This window comes from Pararhizobium sp. O133 (genome assembly GCF_051669845.1).
GTDB lineage: Bacteria > Pseudomonadota > Alphaproteobacteria > Rhizobiales > Rhizobiaceae > Pararhizobium.
In genome coordinates this window covers 273,735-299,377 of sequence record NZ_CP196427.1, presented here as the reverse complement: position 1 = coordinate 299,377, position 25,643 = coordinate 273,735, and the positions used below count along the sequence as shown (strand labels likewise).

Here is a 25,643-nt window from a genome sequence, read left to right as displayed (position 1 = left end):
TGCTCCTGAAAATGTTGCAGCCCCAATAGTCTGAAATGGGTTGGCAGCAGGTTACCAGAGGAACACCCGTTTACAGCGCCGCGCGTCAAACATGACGCGCAAAGGTCGCTGTAACACTTTAAATATGCTGCATAGTTTTGTCCTTCAATCGATTCCGATTTAACGAATTATGCAGTAGTGTGATTGCGCACATCGGGTGAATAGGCCGACTTTCTATCGCTCGAACGGCTCGCCCAGCGAGGCGACGCCGTTCAGCTTCAGCAGGCGGCGGTCGGCGGAGATAATGCCGAGCACGATGATGGTGACGAGGTAGGGTAGGCTGGAGAGGAGCTGCGAGGGCAGGTCGAGGCCGGTCGCCTGCGCGGCGAGGCTCATCAGTGACACCGCGCCGAACAGGCATGCGCCGAGGAAGATGCGGCCCGTCAGCCAGGTGCCGAAGACGACCAGCGCGATCGCAATCCAGCCGCGGCCGGCGATCATGCCGTCGGCCCAGAGCGGGGTGTAGATGACCGAAGCATAGGCGCCGGCAAAACCCGCCATCATGCCGCCGAAGGCGATGGCCGCAACGCGCACTGCGATGACAGGGTAGCCGATGGCATGGGCTGCCTTCGGGTTTTCGCCGACGGCGCGGATGACGAGGCCGGTCTTGGTGAAGGCGAAGGTCGCCCAGATTGCGAGCGTCGCGAGAAGAGAGAACCAGACGACGATATCCTGCTCGAACAGGCCGCCGATGACGGGTATGTCGGAGAGGCCGGGAATGGCGATCTTCGGCAGGCCCTTGACCGTCAGGCTTTCATAGGTCTTGCCGAACAGGGCGGAGAGGCCCTGGCCGAGAATGCCGATGGCAAGGCCGGTCGCCACCTGATTGGCGCGGAAGCCGAGCGCGACAAAGGCGAAGCCGAGCGACAACAGGGTTGCGCTCAGACCCGCGGCGATGAAGGCAAGGAAATGGCCGCCGCCGTGATAGACGACGATGAAGGCGATGACGGCGCCGAGCGCCATCAGCCCTTCGACCCCGAGATTGAGCACGCCGGCGCGCTCCGTCACCATTTCGCCGAGGGCGGCGAGCAGGAAGGGTGTGGCGGCCGCCAGCATGCCGGCAAGGATGAACTCGATGGCGTTCATGTCGGGCTCCGCTGGATCTTATGCGGCCATTCGAGGCGGTAGCGCACGAAGGCGACGGCGATGAGATAGGCGAGTAGCAGGCTGCCCTGGAAGACGCGCACGGCGGCGATCGGCAGGTTGGCCGAGACCATGGCGTTGTCGCCGCCGATATAGATGACGGCCATCACCAGCGAGGAGATGATGATGCCGATCGGATGCAAGGCGCCGAGATAAGCGACGATGATCGCGGCGTAACCATAACCGGTGGAGATCGACCGCTGCAGCTGGCCCAGCGGCCCGGCGACTTCCGCCGCCCCCGCAAGTCCGGCCGCAAAGCCGCCGATCAGCAGCGACAGCCAGATGGCCCGGCTTTCCTTGAAACCGGCATAACCGGCGGCGCGCGGGGCGAGGCCGCCGACCTGCAGCTTGTAGCCCATGAAGCTTTTTTCCATGAACACCCAGGCGGCGATGGAGAGGGCGAAGGCGATCAGCAGTGAGACATTGACGCGGGTGCCGGCAAAAAGCGTTGGCACCATCGCGTCATACTGGAACATCACCGATTGCGGAAAGTTGAAGCCGGCCGGGTCCTTCCAGGGGCCAAGCAGAAGATAATAGAGGAACTGCGCGGCAACGAGGCTCAGCATCAGCGAGACGAGGATTTCGTTGGCATTGAGTCGCACACGCCAGAAGGCGGTGAGCGAGGCCCAGAGCGCACCGCCGATGGCGCCGAGCAGCAGCATGACAGGCCAGATCCAGCCGCCCGTCGCCTGCGGAAACCAGACGGGGATGGCGGAGGCGAAGATCGCGCCGAGGATGAACTGGCCTTCCGCGCCGATGTTGAAGACTTTTGCGCGGAAGCCGATGGCGAGGCCCTGTGCGATCAAGAGTAGCGGCCCGGTCTTCAGCAAAACCTCCGAGAACGATGCCCAGGAGAGGAAGGGTTCGAGGATCATGGCGTGCAGTACGGCCAGCGGATCGCGGCCCATGATTACATAGAGGATGAGATTGAGCACGATGGCCACGGCGAGCGCGGCCGGTGGCGCGATCAGCGTGGCTTTCAACGAGGCGCGCTGGCGGCGTACGAGGGTCGGCAGGGCAAACGAACTCATGCGAGGGCTTTCTCGGGTTTCGCCCCGATCATGTAGCGGCCGATCTCTTCGGCCTTCGTATCGCGTGTTACCAGCGGCTGACTCAGGGTGCCGTGGTGCAGCACCTGGATGGTGTCGGAGAGTTCGAACAGCTCTTCCAATTCCTCGGAAATGACGAGGATCGCCATGCCTTCGTTGCGCAGCGCAATCAGCCGCTGGCGGATGGCCGAGGCTGCGCCGATATCGACGCCCCATGTCGGCTGCGCCACGAACAGCAGTTTCGGGGCCAGCATGATTTCACGGCCAACGATGAATTTCTGCAGGTTGCCGCCGGAAAGTGCGCCGGCCTCGGCTTCCGGGCCGGGGGTGCGCACGTCGTAGTCGCGGATGCAGTCATTGGCAAAGGCTGTGGCACGGGCCTTGTCGACGAGGCCACCTTTCACGAGCTTCAAAGGATGGGCGGTCAGCAGACTGTTGAGGACCAGCGACATTTCAGGCACGGCGCCGCGGCCGAGCCGGTCTTCCGGCACGAAGGCGAAGCCGAGTTTGCGGCGGGCCGCGGCGGAAAGCTGGCCGACATCCTTGCCCATCATGAAGATGCGGTCGTGCTGATCGCGGCCCAGAACGGTTTCGCCCGAGATCAGCGCTGCAAGCTCGCTCTGGCCGTTGCCGGAAATACCGGCAATGCCGATGATTTCGCCGGCGCGCACATGAAGGCTGATATCGGAGAGCGACGTGGCGAAGGGATCATCCGGTGTGTAGCTCAATCCAATGATCTCAAGCTGCTTGTCGCCGCCTCCGGTCTCCACCGCCGGCATCGGCTCGGGCATGTCGCGGCCGATCATCATGCGGGCGAGATCATGGGCGTCATGCTCGCGCGGATCGATATGGCCGGTGACGCGGCCGCCGCGCAGGATGGTGGCGCGGTCGCAGATCGCCCGGATTTCCTCCAGCTTGTGGGAAATGAAGAGAATGGAGACACCGCCGTCGCGCAGGCGCCGCAGCGTGTCGAACAGTTTCTCGACCAATTGCGGCGGCAGGACCGAGGTCGGCTCGTCAAGGATTAAGAGCTTCGGATTGGTCATCAGGCAGCGGATGATTTCCACCCGTTGCCGCTCGCCGACGGAGAGCGCATGCACATGAGCGAGCGGATCGACCTCCAGCCCGAAATCGCGGCCGAGCGCACGGATGCGCTCGGCAAGCTCGCTTTTCCGGCCCGATACAACGAGCTGGATATTCTCCACCACCGTCAGGGTCTCGAACAGCGAGAAGTGCTGGAAAACCATACCGATGCCCCGGCGTCGCGCATCGGCTGGCGAGGTGAGGTGCAGTGCTTCGCCCTGCCAGACGGCGTTTCCGCCGTCCGGCTGTTCGACGCCGTAGATGAGTTTCATCAGCGTCGATTTTCCCGCCCCGTTCTCCCCGAGGATCGCGTGGATCGAGTTTTCAGCCACATCAAGGTCAATCTCCTGATTGGCCTTGATTGGTCCGTAGCTCTTGGAAATGCCGCTGAGCGACAGGAGCGGGGCGATCATGGGCGGCTTACTTCGGCAGCGGTGTGGTCACGCCCTTGACGTGCCAGTCCATGGCGACGATCTCGGCATCGGTCATCGTTGCGCCTGATGCCACACCGTCCGAACCGTCAGCTTTAGCAATCGGACCGGTGAAGGGCGAGAAGCTGCCGTCGGCGATCTTGGCTTCGATTTCCTTGATCTTGGCCATGGTATCGGCCGGGATGGCGGGGTTCCAGTCGGTGACCTGCACGACCTTGTCGGCAACGCCGAGGAAGGCGTTGGCGCCCTTGAAGCTGCCGGCGAGATGTGCATCGACCGAAGCCTTGAAGAAAGGCGACCAGTCGGTGGCGACGCAGCCGAGATAGGTCTTTTCGGCGTACTTCTTCATCGAGGAATTGAGGTTGAAGGAATAGACACCGGCTTCTTCGCAAGCCGCGACAACGGACGGGGTATCCTGCGCGTTGGAGAAGATCACGTCGCAACTCTGCGCGATCAGCGCCTTGGCGGCCTCCTGCTCCTTGGCCGGGTCGAACCAGGAGTTCACCCAGACGACCGAGACTTCAATATCGGGGTTGACGGCCTGGGCGCCGAGCGCGAAGGCGTTGATCGAGGTGATCAGTTCCGGGATGGCGAAAGCCGAGACCGAGCCGAGCTTGCCGGTCTTGGAAAGGGCGGCTGCGGCCATGCCGAGCAGGTAGGTGCCCTGGAAATATTTGGCGGCGAAGGGCGAGAAGTTCGGCGCGACCTGGAAGCCGGAAGCGTGAAGAACTGTGACACCAGGGTCGCGGCGGGCGATCTGCAGCGCGCCGTTCTGGTAGCCGAAGGAGCCGGCGATCAAGAACTTGTTCCCGTCGGCGACGGTCTTGTTCATGATGCGGTCGGCGTCGGGGCCTTCCATGATGTTTTCGAGGATGGTGACCTTTACCTTGTCGCCATAGGCGGCCTTGATCGGCTCGAGACCGGCGGCAAGCGCGTGGCCCCAGCCGACATCGCCGATCGGCGAGGGAACGACGAGCGTGATGCCTAAAGGCTCGTCAGCTGCGAAAGCCATGCGGCCACCGAAAGCGCCTGCAAGACCGGTGGCGGCTGCAGCCTTCATCAATGTTCTGCGGGTGACGTTGGTCATGATTTTATTCCCTCTGTTGGTTTTTATCAGAATTTTACGGTGGCAAGCGCCGCTTCGGCGTCGGCTGCAAGCTTGGCTTCATCGAGCCCCGGAAACGCGCCGTCCTGCCAGACGATGCGGCCGTTGATCATGGTCATGTCGGTTGCCATGCCGATGCCGACGCGCGGGATGAGGCTCAAGGGATCGTGCCGGGTGCCGACATAATCCATGCGGCGCGTGTCGATGGCAAAGAGATCGGCCGCCATGCCAGGCGCGAGACGGCCGATATCGGTACGGCCGAGCAGGTTTGCGCCACCCGTTGTGCCGTAGCCGAGGAAATCGCCCGGCGGCGGAACCGGGTGGCTGCGCGTCGAGGCGACGAGGCATTGCAGCATATAGGCCGAATGCAGGCAGTGCATCAGGTTGGAATTGTCGTTGGAGGCTGCGCCATCGCAGCCGAGGCCGACGCGGACGCCAAGGGCTGCCATGGCCGGGATGTCGGTCACCTCAGCGCCGACCAGATAAACGGGTTCGGGGCAATGCGAAACGCCGGTTCCGCTTGCTGCCATGGTGCGCAGCTCGTCATGGGTCAGTTCCCAGCAATGGGCGTAGAAGGCGTCGGAGCCGGCAAAGCCGATTTCCTCGAGATAATCGACGGTACGCTTGCCGTGGCGGGCGAGGATGACCTGGCTTTCGCCCTCGCCGACATGGGTGTGCAGGAAGACGCCCTTGTCGCGGGCGAGTGCAACAGATTCCACGAAGGTCTCGCGGTAGCAGTTGACCGGCTGGCAGGGTGCGACGACGACCTGGCGCATGCTGAAGGGGTTGGCGTCATGGTAGGTGTCGATGAGGCGGGCGCAATCGGCGATGAACTCGTCCGTCGTTTCCAGCATCTCGTCGGGTATGGTGGAGCCTTCCGACTTCGGCAGTGTGTTGCCGCCGCGGCCGGCGTGGAAGCGCATGCCGAGCAGGTCAGCCGCTTCGAACTGGCGGTCGATCAGCCGCTTTCCGGCATGGCGGGGGAAGTTATACTGGTGATCGAAGGCGGTGGTGCAGCCGTGCTTGATCTGCTCGGCCATCGCGGTGACGGAGGAATGATAGAAGCATTCCTCGTTGAGCTGCGAGAAGATCGGGTAGATCTTGTCCAGCCATTCGATGACCGAAAGCTTGGTCCAGTCGAGATCGGCGCGGTTGCGCACGAAGCATTGGAAGAAATGGTGGTGGGTGTTGACGAGGCCGGGATAGACGAACCAGCCGGTCGCATCCTGAACCGTGGTGCCGGCGGGGGCGACGAGGTTTTCGCCGATCGCCTTGATGGCCGGGCCATCGGTCAGCAGATCGACATTGCGCCGCACCGTCGGGCCTTTGCCCTCATCGACGATCACGGCCGCGCAGTTCTTCAGGAGAGTGCCGCTCATACCTTGCTCTCCTCGACCGTCGGTTCGGCCTTCAGTTCGTGCAGCCGGTGAATGCCCGGCATTTCGATGAAGCCATCGAGTGATCGCAGCGCCCGCGACCAGAGGCGGATCGCCGGATAGGGATCGAGCGACACGCCGCCATCCGGCGCCAGCGCCACATAGGGGAAGCAGGAAATGTCCGCGACCGTCGGCCGATCTGCCGCAAGGAAGCGCATGCCGCGCAGGTTCTGCTCGACAAGACCCGCTTCGAGTTCGCGCAGCGCCGCGATGCCCTGGGCCTGCAGCGCATCGAGATCGCCGGGCCGCAGCAGCATTTCATGCAGCCGCGCGCCGCCGAGATTGGCCGTCAGGCGGCCGGAGAAGGACAGCCATTGCTGAACCCGTGCGGCCTCTTCCGGCTTCGCGCTGGCCAGCCAATCCGGCGCTGCTTGTGCCGCCAGATAGACGAGGATCGCCGAGGATTCCGTGAGGATCAGGTCGCCGTCTTCGAGGATCGGGATAGAGCCTGCGGGGTTGAGCGCCAGCAGTTCGGGACCGCGATGCTCAAGGCCGGGATGGAAATCGACGGGACGGAATTCGAGTTTCACGCCGGTCAGCGCCGCCATCAGGCGAACCTTGTAGCAGCTGGGCGAGAGGATGTAGTCGTAGAGCTTCATTATTGTGCCACCAGCTGCGCGCCATAGGTATAGTTGTGGCGTTTCAGCCAGCGGCGATAAGCGATCGAGGTGAGGTCGGCCCGTGTGGGGATTTCCATGCCGGGATCGAGCGGCAGCAGGCGCGGGATTTGGTTTTCCAGGATCGAGCGGTCCTGCAGGAAGATCGTCTGCTGGAAGTGGATGAGATCCGTCATCGACGTCTCGTCATCGAACAGCGCCATCCATGGCCAGACGTCGCAGAGTTCCTCCGTCAACGGCTGCACGAAGAGCGTGATCACATCCCATTCGCTCGGGCGTGGTGGGCAGGTCTTGTAGAGCACCGTGCAGGTCGGGGCGGCGACGCGGTACATATATTCCGTGGTGATGCCGCCGCTTGCGGATTTCGCCGCCTGCGGCTGGTAGAATTTCACCTGCGTCGCCCAGACTTCATCCACGTCCTCGCGGATTTCCACCTTGTAGTTCTGCACTTCCGTATGCGGCTCGGCGCCGAGGATATCGGTATGCACGAAGGGGAAATGGGCGACGTCGAGGAAGTTTTCGACCGCGCGCAGCGGCGAGCAGCGCACGCGCACCACGCCGACATCGACGAACCGGCGGCCGGGCTGGTCTGCCTCGGGGATAGGGAAAAGGTCTTTCTTCGGTTCGCCGAGCGAGGTCCAGACGTGACCGTAGCGTACTTTCACCGGCAGAGAGCGGCCATTGCCGCCCGTCACCCTGGCATTTCCACCGGCGTCGGCGGCAACGACGATCGGCTCGCCCATCAGCATGGTGTTGCGGCCGGCAGGGTCAAGCTGGGCGGCAATGCCCACCGGATACCATTCATCGATCATCGCCTGAATGCTCATGCCGCGATCCCCTTCTTCTGAAGATTCTCGGCCTTGCGGCGCAGACCTTCCGCCACGCGCGATGCCGCGATGCGGGCAGCCGGGCTCGTCTCGCCCTTCAGGAGGACATGGATCAGCGTCTGTCCGTCTTCCTGCGCAGAAACGAGAAGACAGAGAGTGTCGGCATTTTCCCGGGGTGATACAAGTCCTTCGACGCTTGCCTGTGTGTCTGCCACAGCCTCGATCGCGGCAATGCTCGCATCCGCCGTCATCGAACGCAGGGGCGTCAGGCCTTCGAGGGCGGGTGGCTTGGCCGTAGCTTCATCTGTTGCCACCCAGATCACGCCGTTTACTTCCTCGATGGCAAAGGTCTTGGTGCGGATCGTTTCCGGCGGCGTCAGGCCCGGATGGGCGGGAATGCGGATGCAATTTCCAGCCTGGGCGTAGCTCCAGCCATGATAGATGCAGGAAAGAGATTCACCGCGCACGAAACCGTGCGAGAGGCTCATGCCGCGATGGGGACAGCGATTGGCTGTTGCAGCAGGACGCCCGCTTTCGCTGCGCCAGAGGGCAATTGTTCCGGCGGGAATACGCGCTGGCATGACGGTTCCCGCCGGCAGATCGGCGGAAAGGGCGACTGGCGTCCAGGAGCCGGCCGTATCGGGTTGCATGGATGGTCTTTCTGAATTATTTCAATATCTTGTCAAATTTTATCCGGACGCTGTCGCATCTCTCGTCAACTTGACCGCCAACACGTTTGCATAATTTTTTCGCATTGGCAATATTGATTAAAGGACGGGCAAATTCTGGTTGAGGCGGTTAAAGAGCACGCTCCGGACGCGCGTTGTTTTCATCTCCGACGGGTGTTCGATTGATCGTTTCGATCCAGACGTCGATCGGTCCAAGCAGGCATCCGACCTCCATCATGTCGATCAGTTCCACCGCGCCGGCGACGTCGAGCTCGATCCGGTCTGGGCCGGCATGCGCGATGGCCTGGGAGAGCCCCAGTTTGGCGGCATGTCGGCGAATCCACGGAACGAAGGAGGGGCCGTCGAGATCGCCGAGGATCGTCATCCGCTCCTGTCGATGGTTCTGCTGCGGCCCCATCACCAAAATCCCGTTTCTGTCCCAAGCATATATTGGAATGAACACACGGAGCAGAATCGTCAAGACGAAGGCCATGGACTTGAGGTCGTCATGGCAAGAATTCAGGGGGGCGGCGCCTGTGGAAGACCGGCGTTCGGCCGCCGAGCCCGTTGGCGGCTGTCAGAAAAATTAGGTGTTTCTGGCTGGGATTTTGACAGCGTCGCGGAGCTATCACGCCGGCACAACACGCCAATGATTTCAATGTTTCAGGTCGACGGCTATCCCGCGGTATGACCGGCCCGGGATGGTCCGTTTACGGCCCGGTTCCCGGCCGTGGCGCCGTCTCCATGGTTTTATAGGGGTGACAAAACGACGATTTCGACTAGATTGCTCGGCGGGGCAACCGGGCTCACAGGCAAGGCGAGGAGCAATGCCTGTGAAAAATTGGGGTGCAGCACGGCGCAAGCCGTAACTGAACACAATAGTCACAGAGGAGCCTCACGATGCCGAAGCCACGTCACATTCTTGACCAATGGTGGATCAACGATCAGACCCCCGACAACCCCTACGGAAAGAGCGAGGACTACGACTCCTTTCTCGATTATCTCGGGGCGCTGCCTCGCAGCCTGACGCCGGAAATCGCGGCGGAGACGTTGAGAATCAACGTTTCCGGACTCAATGATCATCCCGAATACAAGGCCGCCGCGATCGGCGCGCTGGAGATGTGGGCATCCGTCACGCCGCTGAAATTCGAGATCGTCGATGACGCGCCGTTTGACGAGGCAACCGACTGGATTGAGGTCGTCAGCCCGGAAGTGGGCGAGGAGGATGACGGCAGCGCCTATTCGGCCAACCGCTATGTCAGCATCGGCCAGCGTTTCCACGACACCGAGCCCAACAAGACGGATGTCGGCGGCTATGTCTTCGATTCCTTCATCCACGAATTCGGCCACGAATTCGGCCTCAACCATCCCGGCCTCTACAATTACAGCGGTCCGGGCGGCGTGCAGATCAATTATCTGAACAATGCGACCTGGACCTATGACCGCCAGCAATACAGCGTCATGTCCTATTTCGACGGGATCGATGTCGGAGAAACCAGCCGCTGGTCGGCCTCGACGCCGCTCATGGCCGATATCGAGGCGGTCATCCGCCGCTTTTACTCGACGGTCGATGACAATGGCGTTCGCACCTATCAGCAGATCGACCTCAATACCGGCAACAATGTCTACGGCTTTGGCGCCCCGCAGGGCGGCTACAAGCTGACCGTCGCGGGCATGCAGCATGATATCGGCTTTGCGATCCACGATACCGGCGGCACCGACACGCTCGACTTTTCTGGCTCAACAGCCGGTACGACCCTCGACCTGCGCGCCGGGCAGTTTTCCAGCGTCAATGGTCATCACAACAACGTCTCGATCTTCGCCGGGCATAATGCCGATGGCAGCGATTACTATGTCGAGAACGGCATCGGCAGCCGGTACGATGATATCCTGATCGGCAATGACGGCAACAACGTGCTTGACGGCCGGGGCGGCGCAGACCGGATGGCCGGTAATGGTGGCGACGACGTCTATTTTGTCGATTCCATCGACGACATCGTTCGCGAGGCCGCCAATGGCGGCAACGATACCGTCGTCCTCCTGTCCACGGGGCTGCACATCAAGCACATCGCCAATGTCGAGCACATCATCTATGCCAACAAGTCGTCGCTGAAGCCGGGTTATACTGGCGGCAGCGAGCCCCAGCCTGACATCGGCGACAACACGATGACCAGCATCATCTTTGGCGACAACGGCAACAACACGCTTGATGGCGGTGGCGGCGACGATACGATCTTCGGCAAGGGCGGTGATGACCTCATCATCGGCGGTCGTGACTCGCTCGCCAGCCGCGACATCAACAACACGATCGACATCGCCGATCTGGAAGATCAGACCGAAAGCGATGACGGCAACGACACGCTGTATGGCGGTGCCGGCAACGACACCATTCTCGGTGGCCAGGGCAATGATATCCTCGATGGCGGCAGCGGAAACGATACGCTGAGCGGTCAGGACGGCATCGACATCTTCCGCGGCGGCGCCGGCGTCGATACGGTTGACTACAGCAAGGAAAGCCCCTTCCAGCTGCTCGTCAATCTCGCCACGAACACCGCCAGCGGCGGCACCGCCTCGGGCGACACGTTCTTCAGCATCGAAAACCTGATCGGCTCCGATGACCGGATCGACCGCTTCATCGGCACCAATGCCGCGAACCATTTCTGGGGCCAGGGTGGTGGCGATTATTTCAACGGCGGCGGCGGCAACGACATCCTGGATGGCGGCAATGACGGCGACATCCTGTATGGGGAAGCCGGCAACGACACCATTATCGGCGGCGCCGGTCAGGACTATCTGGACGGCGGCTCCGGCAACGATACGGTCGTCTATGCGGGCAGTTCCGACGGTGTGACGATCGATCTGGCAAACGGAACGGCCAATGGCGGCGACGGCGATGGACCGGTCCAGATTGTCGGACGCGGCACGACGATCAAGCATGACATCCTCGTCGGCTTTGAAAACGCCGTCGGCTCGTCCTTCGATGACCATATCATCGGCACTGACAAGGCCAACGACCTCTCCGGCGGCGCCGGGGACGATGTGCTGACCGGGGGGCGTGGAGCCGACCGGTTGAACGGCGGTGCCGGCAGCGACACAGCCGATTACTCCGACGCGACCAGTGGTCTCAAGCTTTCGCTTAACGGACGCGGCTCCGGCGGAGACCGATATGTCTCGATCGAGAATCTCGCCGGCTCGGGCTTCAACGACCATCTGACCGGAAACAATGCGGCCAATGTGCTGACCGGCCAGGGCGGACGCGACAAGATTGACGGCGGCGGCGGCGATGACACCCTGCTTGGCGATTTCGCCTATCAGGGCGATGCGCCGCCGCGCCCGGGCCTCGGGACGGGTTATGCCACGCTCGGCCCCGACGCGACGAACAACTCGATCGCAACTGCTTTCGACATTTCCAACAACTTCTCCCTGACCGCTGACCCCGATATTTTCGATTCGACGACAGCCCTCCACACCACCGTCAACGCTACCGGCAATGGTCAGGGCGGTTATTACAGCATCGATCTGGCGGCCGGCACGGTCATTTCGATCGACATCGACCACATTGCCGATCCGAATGTTCACGACAGCTGGGTCAGGCTGCTGGACAGCAACGGCGATATTGTTGCTGAGAATGACGATGGCGGCGGCGATCCTGGCTCCACCAGCAGCCGGGATTCCAGCACGGTCTTCGTCGTCCAGGAAACCGGTACTTATTATATCCTGGAAGGCAGTTGGTCGCCGGACGCACCGGGCGATGGCTGGGATCCGGCCGTGCCGGACGGCTCCACCTATGAGCTGAATGTCTCGGTCGAGTTTCCGCCGGCCCCGGTCGAGCCGGGTATTGCCGGAGCCGATATTCTCGACGGTGGCCGTGGCAGCGACCTGCTCGACGGCGGACTGGCCGCCGATACGCTGACCGGTGGGGCTGGGGAAGACAGCTTCCGCTTCTCAACCGCGCTCGGAAGCGGCAATGTCGATCGGATCACGGACTTCAAGGTGGCCGACGACACGATCCTGCTCGACAACCTCATCTTCGAGGCCCTGGGTAGCAACGGAGCGCTGGCTTTGGGTGCATTCTACAAGAGTGCGGCGGGTGTTGCCCACGATGCCGACGACCGCATCATCTACGACACGGACAGCGGCGCCCTGTCCTATGACGAGGATGGGGGTGGAAGTGCTGCAGCCATCCAGTTTGCCCAGATGGGCAAGAACCTGCAGCTCTCCGCATCGGACTTCATCATGATTTGATGAACAGGGTTGGGGCGCTTCCTGGCGCCCCAACCTGCGATCCTTGGGACGGACGCATGCGTTGAGTGAGGCTTGTGGCTTGCAGGCTGAATAGTCAGGTACGAGTGCTTAAAAAATATGGAACGATCACGGAGGAAGCGGAATGACACGCGAGACCGACCGCCGGACAGTCTTGATGGTTGCCGGAGCGGCTGCCGTTGCAGCGGTTACCGGACCGGCCACCGCGCAGTTGGCCGAGATCACAGGCACGATCACGTTCGAGGGCGGTTCCGCCATCCCCGAAGGCCAGATCGAAATCTATCTCGAAAATCCCGCCGCCAAGAACAAGGCACGCGCAGCGCAGACCCGCATCGGCAGCAAAGGCGGCTCGAAAATGATCAACTTCGCCTTGGCCCAGCCCGAAGCCTCCGCCGCATCGGCGCCCCTTCGGATCGTCGCGCGCCTGGAGCGTGCGGACGGCTGGCTGCTGGCGCGTGGGAGCACGCGTTATCAGCCGGGAGCGCCGGTCGCGGTGGCGCTCAAGACCGTCATGTATTGATTATCTCGTCTTCGCGTGAAGCCTATCACGCAGGCTGTCGATCGTGATGCGAAGGGTATCGAGGGTCTCCGTATCCAGCGCAGCCGTTTCGCCGATGCACTGCATCACATCATCGGACTGATCCTGCAGGGCGCGGCCTTTTTCCGTCAGATGCAGCAGGACTTCGCGTTCGTCCTGCGGGTTGCGCGTTCTGCTGATCAGCCCGGCAGCGTCCAGGCGCTTAAGCAAGGGCGTCAGTGTGCTGGAATCCAAAAAGAGCGTTTTCCCCAGTTCCTTGACGTTCTGTCCGTCGCGGTTCCAGAGCGACACCATGACCAGATATTGTGGATAGGTGAGGCCAAGCTTGTCCAGCAATGGCCGGTAAAGCTGGGTGAACGCGTGGCTTGCGGAATAAAGGGAAAAGCAGAGCATTCCGGCGACTCCGGAATTATCGTCCAACTTCGTCATGGTTATCTCCTTTCCGTCCAAAATAATTTGTGCGCGATCTGTTTGCAAGCGGTTGACATTGCGATTTCAGACGCATATGTATTGTGTACAAACTAATCGCAGGCAAATTAATAACTCCCTCATACACAACCCCGAAAGGATATTGTCATGTTCAAGTTCGCCGCCACCGTAGCTTTTGCTGCCGCTCTTCTGTCCGGAAGTGCAATCGCCCAGCCTGCCAAGCCCACGGTCGTTCTCGTCCACGGTGCTTTCGCCGACTCCTCCAGTTGGAATGGCGTCACGAAGATATTGCAGAAGGACGGCTATACGGTCGTCGCAGCCGCCAACCCGCTGCGGAGTGTTTCCGGCGATGCCGCCTATGTCTCCGATATTGTCTCAAGCATCAAAGGATCGGTCGTCCTCGTCGGCCATTCCTATGGTGGCCAAGTGATCTCGACCGCAGCCAACGGCAAGGACAATGTCAAGTCGATGGTCTATGTGGCAGCCTTCGCTCCGGAGGCAGGCGAAGCCGCCGCCGATCTCGCCGGCAAGTTCCCGGGCGGCACGCTCGGCCAGGCCCTCGCTGCTCCGGTCAAGCTGGCGGGTGGCGGGGTCGATTTGTCCATCGACCAGGCGAAGTTTCACGACCAGTTCGCCCACGACGTTTCGGTCGAGGATGCCGCATTGATGGCCGCCGGCCAGCGCCCGATCACCGAAGCCGCCCTGACTGAAAAGTCCGGTGCCCCGGCCTGGAAGGGAGTGCCTTCCTATTTCATCTACGGTGACGGCGACAAGAACATCCCGGCACAGGCGCTCGGCTTCATGGCCGAACGGGCAGGCTCCAGGCATACCGTCGTGATCAAGGGTGCTTCCCATGTCGTCATGGTCTCGCAGCCCCAGGCTGTCGCCGACCTGATCGAAGAGGCAGCGCAATAATCGCCGCATACTGGTCGTGCGCGAAGGTCGTCACCCGAAAGGGTGGCGGCCTTGTCGTGTAGGTGTTAGGGCGACGCGATCCCGTCATGGGTTTTCAGCCCATCGACGGAAGCGGCGATCGGATCCCGTCGATCCTGTTTGGCAGGTGGGACTGACTTTGATCCTTCAGCCTGTCCGGCCGATGCGGGAGAGGAAGATGACGGGAAGGATGCCGATGGCGACGATGACAAGGGCGGCGATGGAGGCTTCTTCATAGGTGCCGCGCGCCGCCTCGCCGTAGAGATGAGTCGCAAATGTTTCGATGTTGAGCGGCCTCAGCAGCAGGGTTGCCGGTAGTTCCTTGACGCAATCGACGAAGACGAGAAGCCCGGCGGCCGTGAGCGCCGCGCGCGACAGCGGCAAGTGGACACGAACGAAAGTCCCCGTGGCGGATTGACCGAGTAGACGCGATGCCTGGTCGAGCGATGCGGGGATGCGGGCGAGGCCGGAATCGATCCCGCCGGCCGAGATCGCCAGGAACCGGACGGTATAGGCATAGACCAGCGCTATTCCCGAACCCATGAAGAGCAGGCCGGTGGCAAAGCCGAGCCATGTTGCCGCCGCGCGGTCGATCGTCTGATCCAGCGTCGCGAGCGCGATGAGAACGCCGAGCGCAACGACGCTGCCCGGCGCGGCATAGCCGATGGTCGAGAGCCGATAGCTCCAGGACGACATCGATCCCGGCCGCAAGCGATTGGCATAGGCGACGGCCAGTCCTGCGGCAAGGGTGCAGAGGGTTGCAAGCAGCGCCAGCAGGATCGTGTTGAACGCTTCGTCGAAGAAACGCTCGGAAAGGCCTGCGAACCGCACCCGCTTCCAGGCTTCCGAGGCGAGGTAAGATGCTGGAGCGATGAAGCCGATCAGGATCGGCAGGACGCCGGCGGCAAACAGGATCCAGCCCTTGAGCGGGGAGGGACGATGCGGTTCGAACCGCTGATGGCGCTGTGCACCGGTCGAGTAGCGTTGCCGGCGACGGGCCCAGCGTTCCACTGCGACCAACGTGACCACGACAAGGAGCAAGGCAAGCGCGATCTGCGCCGCGCCCGGCAGGTCGTTGCGGGTGATCCAGGTCGTGTAGATCGACACTGTCAGCGTGCGCACGCCAAGGAATTCCGCGGCGCCGATATCGTTCAGCGTTTCCATCAACGCCAGGCTGACGCCGACGGCGACGGCGGGGCGCGCCAGCGGCAGTGCCAGGTTCCAGAACAGGCCACGGCGCGAAATGCCGAGCGTGCGCGCCGCGTCGAGCAGGTTGCCGGATTGCGTCAGAAACATCGCCCGGGTCGGGATGTAGACATAGGGATAGAGAACGAAGCCGAGCAGGAGGATGCAACCCGTCATCGAGCGAATGTCCGGCAGACGGAACGCGCGCGGGCTGGCATAGCCCAACAGCCACCGGATCGCGCCCTGAACGGAACCGATGGGGTGCAGGATATCGAGATAAGCATAGGCGATGATGTAGGTGGGTACCGCCAGCGGCAGCAGCAGTGCCCATTCAAGCAAGCCGCGACCTGGAAAATCATAGGCCGTGACCAGCCAGGCAAGCGATGTTCCGAGAACGGCGGTGAGAATGCCGACGCCGGTGAGAAGGATGACGGTATCCCGGAGCGCGACGGGCAGGATGGTGTCGAACAGATGCAGCCAGAGGCCGGCCGAGCCCTGGATCGCCTGAATAAAAAGAGCCGCTATCGGGAGAAGAACGAGGCAGGCTGTCGCGCAGGCACAGGTGAGCCAGAGCGCGCCGCTGCGCTGCATCCGCCTGCCTTCCCCCACGCTCCATGTCATGCGATGCAACCCATACCGTGAGCACTTCAGCGATGAAGCGTTCTGATGCCACGAGGCGCCTGTGACCGTACAGGCGCCTCGTGCTGTGTTAGTTATCGAAGCCGACCTTGTCGATCAGTTCACTCGCCTGCTTGCGGTGGCTGACGATTTCCGCGAGCGACTTGTTGTCGATCTTCAGTTCGCCGAAGGAGGCGATGATCGGATCGGCTGCGATGCCGGCTTTCACCGGGTATTCGTAGTTTGCCTCGGCGTATATCTTCTGGGCTTCGTCGGAGACGAGATATTCGAGCAGCTTGACCGCTTCCGCCTTGTTTGGCGCATGCTTGGCGATCGCCGCGCCGCTGACGTTCACCTGCGTGCCGCCATCCTTGAAGGTCGGCAGGATCACCTTGATGGCGTTACCCCAGGCGGTCTGTTCGTCACCGCCCTTGCCCGAACGCATCAGGCCGACATAGTAGGAATTGGCGATGGCAAGGTCGCAGATGCCGCCGAGGATATCCTTGGCGCCGTCGCGGTCACCCCCGGCCGGCTTGCGGGCCAGATTGTCCTTGAGACCCGTCAGCCATTTTTCCGTTGCATCAGCGCCGTGATGGGCGAGGTAGTCGGCAATCAGCGCCGTGTTGTATGGATGCTGGCCCGAGCGGATGCAGACCTTGCCCTTCCATTTGGGATCGGCGAGATCTTCGTAGTTCAAGGTCGCAAGGTCCATGTCCTTCGGCGCATAGACGACGCGGGCGCGCATCGAGAGACCGAACCAGTTGCCGTTTGCATCGCGCAGTTCCGACGGTACGGCTTCGGTCAGCACCTTGGAGTCGATCGGCTGCGTCACGCCCTTATCGACGAGATCGACCAGATTGCCGGCATCGACCATCATCAGCACGTCGGCAGGGGAGCTTGCCCCTTCGGTTGCGACGCGCTCGGCCAGTCCATCCTTGAGGAAGACGGTGTTGACCTTGGTGCCGGTCTCCTTGGTGAAGGAATCCAGCAGTGGCTGGATGAGGCCCGGCTCACGGGTCGTGTAGATGTTCAGTTCGGCGGCGGAAACGGCGCCGGCGCTCGAAAGAAATACGGCTGCCAGAAGCGTCGATGTATTGCGCATTTGTTTCATGGGGGTTCTCCAGGTGAACAGGCCACGCTGTCGAACATTAATGGATAAACGCAGTCAAGTTTTTCGGCGCCAGTTTACCGTAATCTGTCACGTCACTGTGATCGAACCGGGCTCGGGATCGGCAAACAGCAGGTAACTTTCAGGCAGAACGGAAAGGCCAATGACATCGGCACCTGCCGGCAGCCGCTGCATGGTCCGGATGCGGAGCGGTTCGTCCAGGCCATCGACATCGATCGAGATCTGCTCGATCTCTCCCATGAGAACGCGGTCCCGGACGCGCCCCGAGAAGGTGGCGCCTTCCGCACGAACTGCGATCCCCTGGGGCCGCAGGTAGACAAGCGCCTGCGTCCCGTCGGCAACATCGAGTGCGTGGGGAAGGCGGCCGAGCGGTGTTTCGACATCGCCGCCGGAAAAGCGGCCGGGCACCTTGTTGAAGGCGCAGAAGAACTCGGCGGCATAGGGTGTCAGCGGCCGATCGTGGATATCGTATCCGGAGCCCTGCTGGACGACCCGCCCGTCCTTCATCAACACGACCCTGTCGCCGGCCGACAGCGCCTCTTCCGGATCATGGGTGACCATGATGACGGTGGTCTGCGTCTGGCGCAGCAGGGACAGGGTTTCGTTGCGAACTCTTTCCCTGAGCCCCTGATCGAGGTTGGAAAACGGTTCGTCCATCAGCAGGATGGCTGGCTTCGGCGCCAAGGCCCGTGCCAGCGCGACCCGTTGCTGCTCGCCGCCGGAAAGCATGTGCGGATAGCGCTTCGAGAGATGCGGGATCCCGACCTGGGCGATCACCTCCGTCGCGCGGCGGCTGGCGTCGGCTTTCGCCATTCCCTTGAGCCCGAACAGCACGTTCTGCTCGACGGTGAGGTGGGGAAAAAGGGCATAATCCTGGAAGACGAAGCCGATATTGCGGTTTTCCGGCTCGACGAACGCGTCGGGACCGGAGGCCTGCCGACCGTTCAGAAGAATGCGTCCCCGGTCGGGAATGTCGATACCGGCAATGATGCGCAACAGGGATGATTTGCCGCAGCCGGACTGGCCCACGAGGCAGATGATCTCGCCCTTGGCGACGCTCAACGTAACATCCGTCAAAGCGGCGGTGTCGCCGAACGATCTGCTGATTCCCTGAATGTCGAGCGCGCCCATGCGTTTTCGTGTCCGTTCCGATCCGTCGGAGCGCAGGTATCACAGACAGAAGCTTTCATCGAGAACCGATTTCGCCGATCGCGTCAACGTGCGGGGTTCTCCTGGCCGATGCCCTCGCATCCCCGAATGTGATTTCATGCCTTGAACCTGGAGGCGAAAGATTGAAAATCAGGCTCCCGCAGTGAAAGGCCATCTTGATGCTCCGCTTCCTCTTCGTGCTGCTGATCGCCGTTTTTCCGGCAAGCGTTTTCGCGGGTGACGCGCCACCCGAGGGGGCATGGACAATCGCATCGGGCATCCGGTTCTCCGAGGGAGGCGCGGTCGTCGAAGTGGAGAAGAACGGCGCTTATCTTGGCAAGACGATCCGGTTTTCCGCCCATGCGGTCGATGGGCCGTCTCCTTTCGGCTGCGGTGACGCGACGTTTTCCTGGTCGGACATGCCAGCCGAAGGTTTCTTCCAGGGCTTTGCCGAAAACGCCGAGAAAGCCGCCATCAATGCCAAGCTCCTGCAGCTTCCGAACCCGGCAAGGACGCTGGATGTGACCTGCGAGACCGGGATTTTCGATTTTCACATGCGCGACGAGAACACGATGCTGATCATGCTGGATCTGGTCGTCTACACCTTTGAACGGCAGAAGTGACGGCTGGACAGAACGGTCAAGCGAGAGGTCGAAGGCACCAAGCCGATGGCGATCGAATGGGGGCAGGCACGGTATTCTCGTGAACATGATCTGCCCGACTTTCATCCGCATGCCATTGGCAGAGCAGACTTTTCCATTCCGGATCGGGTGTGGCGGATGAAGGAGAAAATCCGGCTCGGCCGCGTCGGCGCGCTTGAGGATACCATGGGAGCGGTTATTTTCCTTGCCTCCGATGCCTCTGCCATGGTTACAGGGTTTGCACTTATGGTCGACGGTGGGTGGACCGCCGATGAATTCAATTCACAGGGATGGACAGATGAAGATATCGACACCACGGGAGGTGTTTTCGGGTGAGGCGCGTGTTGCGCTGACGCCGGAGAGTGCGTTGCAGTTGAAGAAGCTCGGGCATGAATGCCTGATCGAGACGGGTGCCGGGCTTTCGGCCGGCTTTTCGGACGACGCATATCGGGCTGCCGGCGTGACGGTGGTTGCGACGCGCGAGGCTGTTTATGCCGATGGCGACGTGATCGCCAAGGTGCGGCCGCCGGAGGCGGAGGAAGTGGCGTTGCTTTCGGCGGAGAAGGCGCTGATCTCGTTCTTCTATCCGGCGCAGAACAAGGAGCTTCTGGAGCAGGCGCGTTCGACCGGCGCCAGCGTCATCGCCATGGACATGGTGCCGCGCATCAGCCGCGCCCAGAAGATGGACGCACTGTCGTCGATGGCCAATATCGCCGGCTACCGGGCGGTGATCGAGGCGGGCAGCAATTTCGGCCGGTTCTTCACCGGCCAGGTGACGGCAGCGGGCAAGGTGCCGCCGGCCAAGGTCCTGGTGATCGGCGCGGGCGTGGCGGGCCTGGCCGCGATCGGCACGGCAACGTCCTTGGGTGCGATCACCTATGCCTTCGACGTGCGGCCGGAAGTCGCCGAGCAGATCGAGAGCATGGGAGCCCAGTTCGTCTATCTCGATTTCGCCGATAGTCAGGGTGGCGGGCAGCAGGATGGCGCCGCCACCGGCGGCTATGCCGCCCCGTCCTCGCCGGAGTTTCGCGAGAAGCAGTTGGCCAAGTTCCGCGAACTGGCACCGGAGATCGATATCGTCATCACCACGGCGCTGATCCCCGGCCGCGATGCGCCGAAACTGTGGCTGGAAGACATGGTCGCGGCGATGAAGCCGGGCTCGGTGGTGATCGACCTTGCGGCCGAGCGCGGCGGCAATTGCGACCTGACGGTTCCCGACCAGAAGATCGTCTCGCCAAACGGCGTTACCATCGTCGGTTATACCGACTTCCCAAGCCGGATGGCAGCCCAGGCCTCGACGCTCTATGCGACCAATGTCCGCCACATGGTCTCCGACCTGACGCCGGGCAAGGACGGGGTCATCGTCCACAACATGGAAGACGACGTCATCCGCGGCGCCACGGTCGTCACGGCTGGCGAGATCACCTATCCGCCGCCGCCGCCAAAAATCCAGGCGATCGCCGCGCAAAAGCCCAAGGAGAAGGTGAGGGAACTCACATCTGAGGAGAAGCGGGCAAAAGAGGTCGCCGCCTTCAAGGCGCAGACCAAGAGCCAGGGTATCCTGCTGCTGGTGGCGACGGCTTTGCTGCTGGTGGTGGGCGCGGTGGCGCCGGCGAGCTTCATGAGCCATTTCGTGGTTTTCGTACTTGCCTGCTTCGTCGGCTTCCAGGTGATCTGGAATGTCTCGCATTCGTTGCACACGCCGCTGATGGCGGTGACGAATGCGGTATCGGGCATCGTCATCCTCGGCGCGCTTCTTCAGGTCGGTTCGAGCCATTGGCTCGTCGTGACGCTGGCGGCGCTGTCGGTGCTGGTCGCCACGATCAACATTGTCGGCGGCTTCCTCGTGACGCGCCGCATGCTCGCCATGTTCCAGAAGTCCTGAGGTAAAGGCCATAATCATGACCATTGGTATTGTTTCGGCCGCCTATATCTCTGCGGCTGTTCTCTTCATCCTGTCTCTCGGCGGGCTCTCTGGCCAGGAAAGCGCCAAGCGCGCCGTCTGGTACGGCATTGTCGGCATGGCGCTCGCCGTCTTTGCGACCGTTTTCGGACCCGGCGTCGGCAACTGGTTCATCATCGTCTTCATGATATCAGGCGGCTCGGTGCTCGGATATTATGTCGCAAGCCGCGTGCAGATGACCGAGATGCCGCAGCTTGTCGCGGCGCTGCATTCCTTCGTCGGCCTTGCCGCCGTCTTCATCGGCTTCAACGCCCATATCGAGGCCGGTCAGGTCGCAGGCATGGATGAGGCGGCGCGTTCGGTGCTGTCCGGCTTTGCCGGCATCCTCGCCCACAAGAGCCCGGTCGAGCTTGCGATCATGAAGGTCGAGGTCTTCCTCGGCGTGTTCATCGGCGCGGTCACCTTCACCGGCTCGGTCGTCGCCTTCGGCAAGCTGGCCGGCAAGGTCGATGGCAAGGCGAAGAAGCTGCCCGGCGGCCATTTCCTCAATGCCGCCGCGGCCATCCTGTCGCTGCTGCTGCTCCTGATGTACGCCAACGGAGCCGGCGCCTGGACGCTGATCGCCATGACGCTTCTCGCCTTCTTTATCGGCTATCACCTGATCATGGGCATCGGCGGCGCCGACATGCCGGTGGTCGTGTCGATGCTGAACAGCTATTCCGGCTGGGCGGCAGCCGCGATCGGCTTCACGCTCGGCAACGATCTCCTGATCGTTACCGGCGCCCTGGTCGGCTCCTCGGGTGCGATCCTGTCCTACATCATGTGCAAGGCGATGAACCGTTCGTTCATCTCTGTCATCCTCGGCGGCTTCGGCGGTTCGACGGGACCGGCCATGGAGATCTCGGGCGAACAGATCGCCATCGATGCCGATGGCGTCGCCTCCGCGCTCAACGATGCCGACAGTGTCATCATCGTGCCGGGCTACGGCATGGCGGTGGCGCAGGCGCAGCAGTCGGTGTCCGAACTGACCCGCAAGCTCAGGGCCGCCGGCAAGACCGTTCGCTTCGCCATCCATCCCGTCGCCGGCCGCCTGCCGGGCCACATGAACGTGCTGCTCGCCGAGGCCAGGGTGCCCTATGACATCGTCATGGAAATGGACGAGATCAACGACGATTTCCCCTCGACCGACGTCGTCATCGTCATCGGCTCGAACGACATCGTCAACCCGGCCGCCCAGGAAGACCCGAACTCCCCGATCGCTGGCATGCCCGTGCTCGAGGTCTGGAAGGCACGCCACGTCTTTGTCTCCAAGCGTGGCCAGGGCACCGGCTATTCCGGCATCGAGAACCCGCTGTTCTACAAGGACAACACCCGCATGTTCTACGGCGACGCAAAGAAGAGCATCGATCAGTTGTTGCCATTGATCGCTTGAAAAGGGCGAACGAGAACAACACGAAGCATGATGATGGGGCCATATGGCCCCATTGTCGTTTCGAGGAGGAGATAGCTGTTTTAATTGACAATCCCGGTCGATGCCGCGTCGGCATCTGCAGGCGGCTTGTTCCCCAATTCAAGCGGCCGAAATCACGTCGATGTGGTCGGGTTCCAACCCCTGCCGCGCCCGGTCCACCATCATCGTGTAGGCTTTTTCCAGGTTGCGGGTGAAGAGGATTGTGTTGAAAAGCGGCGCCGTCCGGCGATTGGCGTCGAGCTTCCCTTTCAAAACACGGACCCGTTCAGGCGCTTCCGCAAGCGCCACGCATAGATCGACATAGCTTTGAGCATCGGCCGCCACCAGTTCCTCAAGGCCGATCGCCGTCAGCAGGCTTTCGCTGACGCGGGAGGCAAAATGGCTGCCCTTGTAGGTCGGAACCGGCAGACCGGCCCAAAGCTTGTCCGATGTCGTGGTGTGGCCGTTGTAAGGGAATGTATCGAGGCCGATGTCGGCGGCCTGCAGACGGGCGAGGTGTTCCGCATACTCGACAGGCTTGGCAAAAATGATGCGCTCCCGGCTGATCCCGGCGTTCTCCATCCATTCGGTGAAATTCTCGCGCGTAAACTGATCGGCGCACATTATCCAGAGCACGCTTTGCGGAACTCTCAGAAGGATATCCGCCCAGAGCTGCGCCGTATGCGATGTGATCTTACGGGCTGCGTTGAAGGAAGCGAAGACGATGCGGTCTTCAGGCAAGCCCAGTCGCGCGCGGGAGGCGGCGGGTGGGAGCGGCCTGTGGATATCGTCATTGGCCTGATAGCTGTCGGGAAGGCTGCAGATTTTTTCATGATAAAAGGGCCGGCTGCTTTCCGGCGTCACGATCCGGTCGCCAATGACATAGTCGCAATCGATCCCCGTTCCCGATCCGGGAAAGCCAAGATAGGCCGCCTGGATCGGGGCGGCACCCAGATTGACCACGCCCAGCCGCGCACCTTTGGTATGCCCCTTCAGGTCAACGAGAATGTCGATCCCGCGCTGGCGGATGAGGTTTGCGGCATCCCGGTCCGATAGATGGCCGATCTGCATCAGGTTCGGGTAACGCGCGCGCATCCCGGAATCCTTCCGGATGGTCGCCGCGTCGGTATGGCAGAACAGCGTCACATCGAACTTCGTCCGATCATGCTGGAAAAGCACGCCCTGCAACAGCCGCATGGTTGGATGATCATCCGAGAAATCGGCGGAAAGGTAACCGATCCGAATCTTGTCGGTGAACGCATGCGGAAAGGCGCGGCGTGCGGCTCTTGTTTCAGCGGTGAAGGCTGTTGCCTGGTGGATTTTCGTTTGGCGCGCATTCAGGCTTTCATCCGCGCACCAGAGAATGTGGGTGAACGGAAAATCAGTGCCAAGATAACGTGCGTCACTGGCGCGCATCCTGTCCAGAATCCGCTGATCGTCCATCAGTGTTTCGTCCAGGCAGAGAAATTCGTGCAGATACCGGCGGTAGCTCTCTTCCGCATGAGCATCGAATTCGCCTGATCTGGCCGCCACCCGCGCACTGTTCAGCGCTGCGTGTGATTCACTGGCCTCCCGCAGCATATTTGACGCCAGGGTCCGGAGCATGGCCTGCTTGGGGCCACCCCGGTCAGCCGCCTTTCCATAGAAATCAGCCGCTGCAAGGTGCTGGTTGGTCTTGGCATAGCATTGGGCTGCAATCAGAAGGATTTCCGTGGAAAGAGCATCCGGCTTTTTGAGCAGCGGAGCCAAGGCCTGCAGCGCTGCGCTGAAATTCTGCGCCTTGTAGTTCTGAAGCGCCCTTGGCAATGCCGACATGTCTTAACCCAGTTACAATTCGATCAGGTCCAGACTAGCCAAAGCAACTGGCGCAAAGCTGGTGGCAAGACGCAAGGTTGGCGCATCCGCTACATGCCATGAGTGGCCACGCTCATCTTGGATCACGGAATGACCCAGCTCTCCATCAGCATGCCGAGCAATCGGAACCTGTATAAGTCTCGTGCGGCAATCGAATCAGCGCTGGTCTATGCAGAAAAGACCGACAGCCAGCTGATTGTCTCCGATAATTCCGGGGATCCGGCCAAAAGGGCCTATTTCGAGCATCGTTCGCCACGCCTGATCTATATTGTTCCGGAGGGCGATGACGCGGCCGTCAACATGATGAACGCGCTGTCCCGCGTCGATACCCCCTTTGTCATGCCCATGGCCGATGACGACGACGTCTATCTGCTCGACAATATCGAGCCCATCAGTCTGGCTGACCTGCCCGAGGATACCGTCGCGGTCCGCCCGCGCAGCTATGCCTGGTCGATGCCGCAAGGCGTGCGAAAGGTGGGTCGGTTCTCCCTGTCGGCGAACGACGCGGCCGGCCGCCTGATGGAATACAATTCAAAAGCCAACGGCGATAACAGCATCTTCTACAGCATCTACCGGACCAAGGTGTTTCGCGGACTTGCAGTCCTCTTTCAGGACGCGCATCCGACGCGCGGTGGTTACTGTGACTGGGCGATGTCCTATGCCTTCGCCGCAGCCGGCAAGTTCGCTTACGATCCGGCGACGATCTACCGCTACGATCTCGGCAACTGGACCGGGAAGGATGGACTGGAAGCGTCGGTTGCGCGATTGTTCAAGCAGGCCGGTCTGCCGGAGGAAGCGGAACACTTCTCGGCCCTGCTGCGCTTTGTCGATGCGCATGTTTTCCTGGTCTGGGCCGGCTTGCCGATTTCAGACCATGAACGCCTGTCCGCTCAGGTAACCAATGCCCGTATTGCCTTGGGAACGTTCATCAGGAAGGTTGAGGGCGAGCCCGACCTTTATGGTGAGGAGGTTCGGTATCTGACCCAGATGCTGCAGGAGACGCCGGACATCGCGTCCGCTTTTCAACTCGCGATCCTGATCCTCGATCGCCTGTTGCCCGGGCTGTCCGCGCGCTACATCGATTTCTACAATACGGCAACAGCCAAGACGGCTTAAGCTGCCAGTGCTCGAATGCAACGAGCGGGATGGCCTC

The 25,643-nt window shown here is 61.7% G+C and carries 21 protein-coding genes and 1 pseudogene; 8 read left to right on the top strand and 14 right to left on the bottom strand.

Annotated elements, in window-relative coordinates; all coding sequences use genetic code 11:
• Positions 1–213: 213 nt before the first annotated feature.
• The 9 genes from ACST81_RS23815 to ACST81_RS23775 all read right to left on the bottom strand — a co-directional run bounded on the left by ACST81_RS23815 (position 214) and on the right by ACST81_RS23775 (position 8,816).
• A complete protein-coding gene (locus ACST81_RS23815; RefSeq protein WP_438753853.1) occupies positions 214–1,125 on the bottom strand; it encodes an ABC transporter permease in 912 nt (303 codons plus the stop codon).
• Positions 1,122–2,213, bottom strand: coding sequence for an ABC transporter permease (locus tag ACST81_RS23810; protein WP_438753852.1), 1,092 nt, complete (start codon positions 2,211–2,213; stop codon positions 1,122–1,124). Before ACST81_RS23810 ends, ACST81_RS23815 begins: the two co-directional genes overlap by 4 nt.
• Positions 2,210–3,727 (bottom strand): ABC transporter ATP-binding protein, encoded by a 1,518-nt coding sequence (locus ACST81_RS23805; RefSeq protein WP_438753851.1) that lies wholly within the window; start codon positions 3,725–3,727, stop codon positions 2,210–2,212. The genes ACST81_RS23810 and ACST81_RS23805 overlap by 4 nt, the downstream gene beginning before the upstream one ends.
• 7 nt (positions 3,728–3,734) lie before the next feature.
• A complete protein-coding gene (locus ACST81_RS23800; protein ID WP_438753850.1) occupies positions 3,735–4,832 on the bottom strand; it encodes a BMP family ABC transporter substrate-binding protein in 1,098 nt (365 codons plus the stop codon).
• Positions 4,833–4,858: 26 nt separating this feature from the next.
• Positions 4,859–6,229 (bottom strand): amidohydrolase, encoded by a 1,371-nt coding sequence (locus tag ACST81_RS23795; protein ID WP_438753848.1) that lies wholly within the window; start codon positions 6,227–6,229, stop codon positions 4,859–4,861.
• Positions 6,226–6,885 carry a glutathione S-transferase family protein gene (locus ACST81_RS23790; RefSeq protein ID WP_438753847.1) on the bottom strand — a complete coding sequence of 220 codons (660 nt, stop codon included), beginning with the start codon at positions 6,883–6,885 and terminating at the stop codon, positions 6,226–6,228. The genes ACST81_RS23795 and ACST81_RS23790 overlap by 4 nt, the downstream gene beginning before the upstream one ends.
• On the bottom strand, positions 6,885–7,730 hold the full coding sequence (locus ACST81_RS23785) for an aromatic ring-hydroxylating dioxygenase subunit alpha (RefSeq protein WP_438753845.1): 846 nt from the start codon (positions 7,728–7,730) through the stop codon (positions 6,885–6,887). Before ACST81_RS23785 ends, ACST81_RS23790 begins: the two co-directional genes overlap by 1 nt.
• Positions 7,727–8,380 (bottom strand): Rieske 2Fe-2S domain-containing protein, encoded by a 654-nt coding sequence (locus ACST81_RS23780; protein WP_438753843.1) that lies wholly within the window; start codon positions 8,378–8,380, stop codon positions 7,727–7,729. The genes ACST81_RS23785 and ACST81_RS23780 overlap by 4 nt, the downstream gene beginning before the upstream one ends.
• Before the next feature lie 148 nt (positions 8,381–8,528).
• Complete coding sequence (locus ACST81_RS23775; protein ID WP_438753842.1) at positions 8,529–8,816, bottom strand: acylphosphatase; 288 nt, start codon at positions 8,814–8,816, stop codon at positions 8,529–8,531.
• Positions 8,817–9,298: 482 nt separating this feature from the next.
• Here ACST81_RS23775 and ACST81_RS23770 point away from each other — a divergent pair, with 482 nt between their 5' ends.
• Together ACST81_RS23770 and ACST81_RS23765 are read left to right on the top strand one after the other, a co-directional pair.
• Positions 9,299–12,643: a M10 family metallopeptidase C-terminal domain-containing protein gene (locus tag ACST81_RS23770; RefSeq protein WP_438753840.1), complete on the top strand. Its 3,345-nt coding sequence runs from the start codon at positions 9,299–9,301 to the stop codon at positions 12,641–12,643.
• 142 nt (positions 12,644–12,785) lie between these two features.
• A complete protein-coding gene (locus ACST81_RS23765) occupies positions 12,786–13,181 on the top strand; it encodes a hypothetical protein (protein WP_438753838.1) in 396 nt (131 codons plus the stop codon).
• Here the strand turns inward: ACST81_RS23765 and ACST81_RS23760 are convergent, their stop codons facing one another.
• Positions 13,182–13,628 (bottom strand): MarR family winged helix-turn-helix transcriptional regulator, encoded by a 447-nt coding sequence (locus ACST81_RS23760; protein ID WP_438753836.1) that lies wholly within the window; start codon positions 13,626–13,628, stop codon positions 13,182–13,184.
• Between the two features lie 147 nt (positions 13,629–13,775).
• On the opposite strand from ACST81_RS23760, the gene ACST81_RS23755 reads away from it, so the two are divergent.
• Positions 13,776–14,543 (top strand): alpha/beta fold hydrolase, encoded by a 768-nt coding sequence (locus ACST81_RS23755; RefSeq protein ID WP_438753835.1) that lies wholly within the window; start codon positions 13,776–13,778, stop codon positions 14,541–14,543.
• 165 nt (positions 14,544–14,708) lie between these two features.
• On the opposite strand, the gene ACST81_RS23750 is transcribed toward ACST81_RS23755, so the two are convergent.
• From ACST81_RS23750 to ACST81_RS23740, 3 genes are all read right to left on the bottom strand, one after another.
• A complete protein-coding gene (locus ACST81_RS23750) occupies positions 14,709–16,337 on the bottom strand; it encodes an ABC transporter permease (RefSeq protein ID WP_438754619.1) in 1,629 nt (542 codons plus the stop codon).
• Positions 16,338–16,455: 118 nt separating this feature from the next.
• Entirely contained in the window at positions 16,456–17,466 is a 1,011-nt protein-coding gene (locus tag ACST81_RS23745) for a Fe(3+) ABC transporter substrate-binding protein (protein WP_438754617.1), read from the bottom strand.
• A 96-nt stretch (positions 17,467–17,562) separates the two neighbouring features.
• Positions 17,563–18,624: an ABC transporter ATP-binding protein gene (locus ACST81_RS23740; protein WP_438753832.1), complete on the bottom strand. Its 1,062-nt coding sequence runs from the start codon at positions 18,622–18,624 to the stop codon at positions 17,563–17,565.
• A 197-nt stretch (positions 18,625–18,821) separates the two neighbouring features.
• Between ACST81_RS23740 and ACST81_RS23735 the strand changes: the two genes are divergently transcribed.
• From ACST81_RS23735 to ACST81_RS23720, 4 genes and pseudogenes are all read left to right on the top strand, one after another.
• Positions 18,822–19,265 (top strand): hypothetical protein, encoded by a 444-nt coding sequence (locus tag ACST81_RS23735; protein WP_438753830.1) that lies wholly within the window; start codon positions 18,822–18,824, stop codon positions 19,263–19,265.
• 3 nt (positions 19,266–19,268) lie between these two features.
• Positions 19,269–19,556, top strand: a pseudogene (locus tag ACST81_RS23730) (SDR family oxidoreductase); the annotation flags it as partial.
• A 25-nt stretch (positions 19,557–19,581) separates the two neighbouring features.
• Positions 19,582–21,168 (top strand): Re/Si-specific NAD(P)(+) transhydrogenase subunit alpha, encoded by a 1,587-nt coding sequence (locus ACST81_RS23725; protein ID WP_438753828.1) that lies wholly within the window; start codon positions 19,582–19,584, stop codon positions 21,166–21,168.
• 16 nt (positions 21,169–21,184) lie between these two features.
• Positions 21,185–22,618: an NAD(P)(+) transhydrogenase (Re/Si-specific) subunit beta gene (locus tag ACST81_RS23720; protein WP_438753826.1), complete on the top strand. Its 1,434-nt coding sequence runs from the start codon at positions 21,185–21,187 to the stop codon at positions 22,616–22,618.
• Positions 22,619–22,756: 138 nt separating this feature from the next.
• Here ACST81_RS23720 and ACST81_RS23715 read toward each other — a convergent pair whose 3' ends face one another.
• Entirely contained in the window at positions 22,757–24,451 is a 1,695-nt protein-coding gene (locus ACST81_RS23715; RefSeq protein ID WP_438753824.1) for an O-linked N-acetylglucosamine transferase family protein, read from the bottom strand.
• A gap of 129 nt (positions 24,452–24,580) precedes the next feature.
• Here ACST81_RS23715 and ACST81_RS23710 point away from each other — a divergent pair, with 129 nt between their 5' ends.
• A complete protein-coding gene (locus ACST81_RS23710; RefSeq protein WP_438753822.1) occupies positions 24,581–25,606 on the top strand; it encodes a hypothetical protein in 1,026 nt (341 codons plus the stop codon).
• The last annotated feature ends 37 nt before the right edge of the window (positions 25,607–25,643 follow it).

Coding starts and splice junctions, on each gene's coding strand:
- ACST81_RS23780 (WP_438753843.1), bottom strand. CDS start 8,380: ATGCAACCCGATACGGCCGGCTCCTGGACGCCAGTCGCCCTTTCCGCC.
- ACST81_RS23810 (WP_438753852.1), bottom strand. CDS start 2,213: ATGAGTTCGTTTGCCCTGCCGACCCTCGTACGCCGCCAGCGCGCCTCG.
- ACST81_RS23745 (WP_438754617.1), bottom strand. CDS start 17,466: ATGCGCAATACATCGACGCTTCTGGCAGCCGTATTTCTTTCGAGCGCC.
- ACST81_RS23740 (WP_438753832.1), bottom strand. CDS start 18,624: ATGGGCGCGCTCGACATTCAGGGAATCAGCAGATCGTTCGGCGACACC.
- ACST81_RS23715 (WP_438753824.1), bottom strand. CDS start 24,451: ATGTCGGCATTGCCAAGGGCGCTTCAGAACTACAAGGCGCAGAATTTC.
- ACST81_RS23750 (WP_438754619.1), bottom strand. CDS start 16,337: ATGCAGCGCAGCGGCGCGCTCTGGCTCACCTGTGCCTGCGCGACAGCC.
- ACST81_RS23710 (WP_438753822.1), top strand. CDS start 24,581: ATGACCCAGCTCTCCATCAGCATGCCGAGCAATCGGAACCTGTATAAG.
- ACST81_RS23760 (WP_438753836.1), bottom strand. CDS start 13,628: ATGACGAAGTTGGACGATAATTCCGGAGTCGCCGGAATGCTCTGCTTT.
- ACST81_RS23725 (WP_438753828.1), top strand. CDS start 19,582: ATGAAGATATCGACACCACGGGAGGTGTTTTCGGGTGAGGCGCGTGTT.
- ACST81_RS23815 (WP_438753853.1), bottom strand. CDS start 1,125: ATGAACGCCATCGAGTTCATCCTTGCCGGCATGCTGGCGGCCGCCACA.
- ACST81_RS23795 (WP_438753848.1), bottom strand. CDS start 6,229: ATGAGCGGCACTCTCCTGAAGAACTGCGCGGCCGTGATCGTCGATGAG.
- ACST81_RS23770 (WP_438753840.1), top strand. CDS start 9,299: ATGCCGAAGCCACGTCACATTCTTGACCAATGGTGGATCAACGATCAG.
- ACST81_RS23785 (WP_438753845.1), bottom strand. CDS start 7,730: ATGAGCATTCAGGCGATGATCGATGAATGGTATCCGGTGGGCATTGCC.
- ACST81_RS23735 (WP_438753830.1), top strand. CDS start 18,822: ATGCTCCGCTTCCTCTTCGTGCTGCTGATCGCCGTTTTTCCGGCAAGC.
- ACST81_RS23765 (WP_438753838.1), top strand. CDS start 12,786: ATGACACGCGAGACCGACCGCCGGACAGTCTTGATGGTTGCCGGAGCG.
- ACST81_RS23805 (WP_438753851.1), bottom strand. CDS start 3,727: ATGATCGCCCCGCTCCTGTCGCTCAGCGGCATTTCCAAGAGCTACGGA.
- ACST81_RS23790 (WP_438753847.1), bottom strand. CDS start 6,885: ATGAAGCTCTACGACTACATCCTCTCGCCCAGCTGCTACAAGGTTCGC.
- ACST81_RS23720 (WP_438753826.1), top strand. CDS start 21,185: ATGACCATTGGTATTGTTTCGGCCGCCTATATCTCTGCGGCTGTTCTC.
- ACST81_RS23775 (WP_438753842.1), bottom strand. CDS start 8,816: ATGGGGCCGCAGCAGAACCATCGACAGGAGCGGATGACGATCCTCGGC.
- ACST81_RS23800 (WP_438753850.1), bottom strand. CDS start 4,832: ATGACCAACGTCACCCGCAGAACATTGATGAAGGCTGCAGCCGCCACC.
- ACST81_RS23755 (WP_438753835.1), top strand. CDS start 13,776: ATGTTCAAGTTCGCCGCCACCGTAGCTTTTGCTGCCGCTCTTCTGTCC.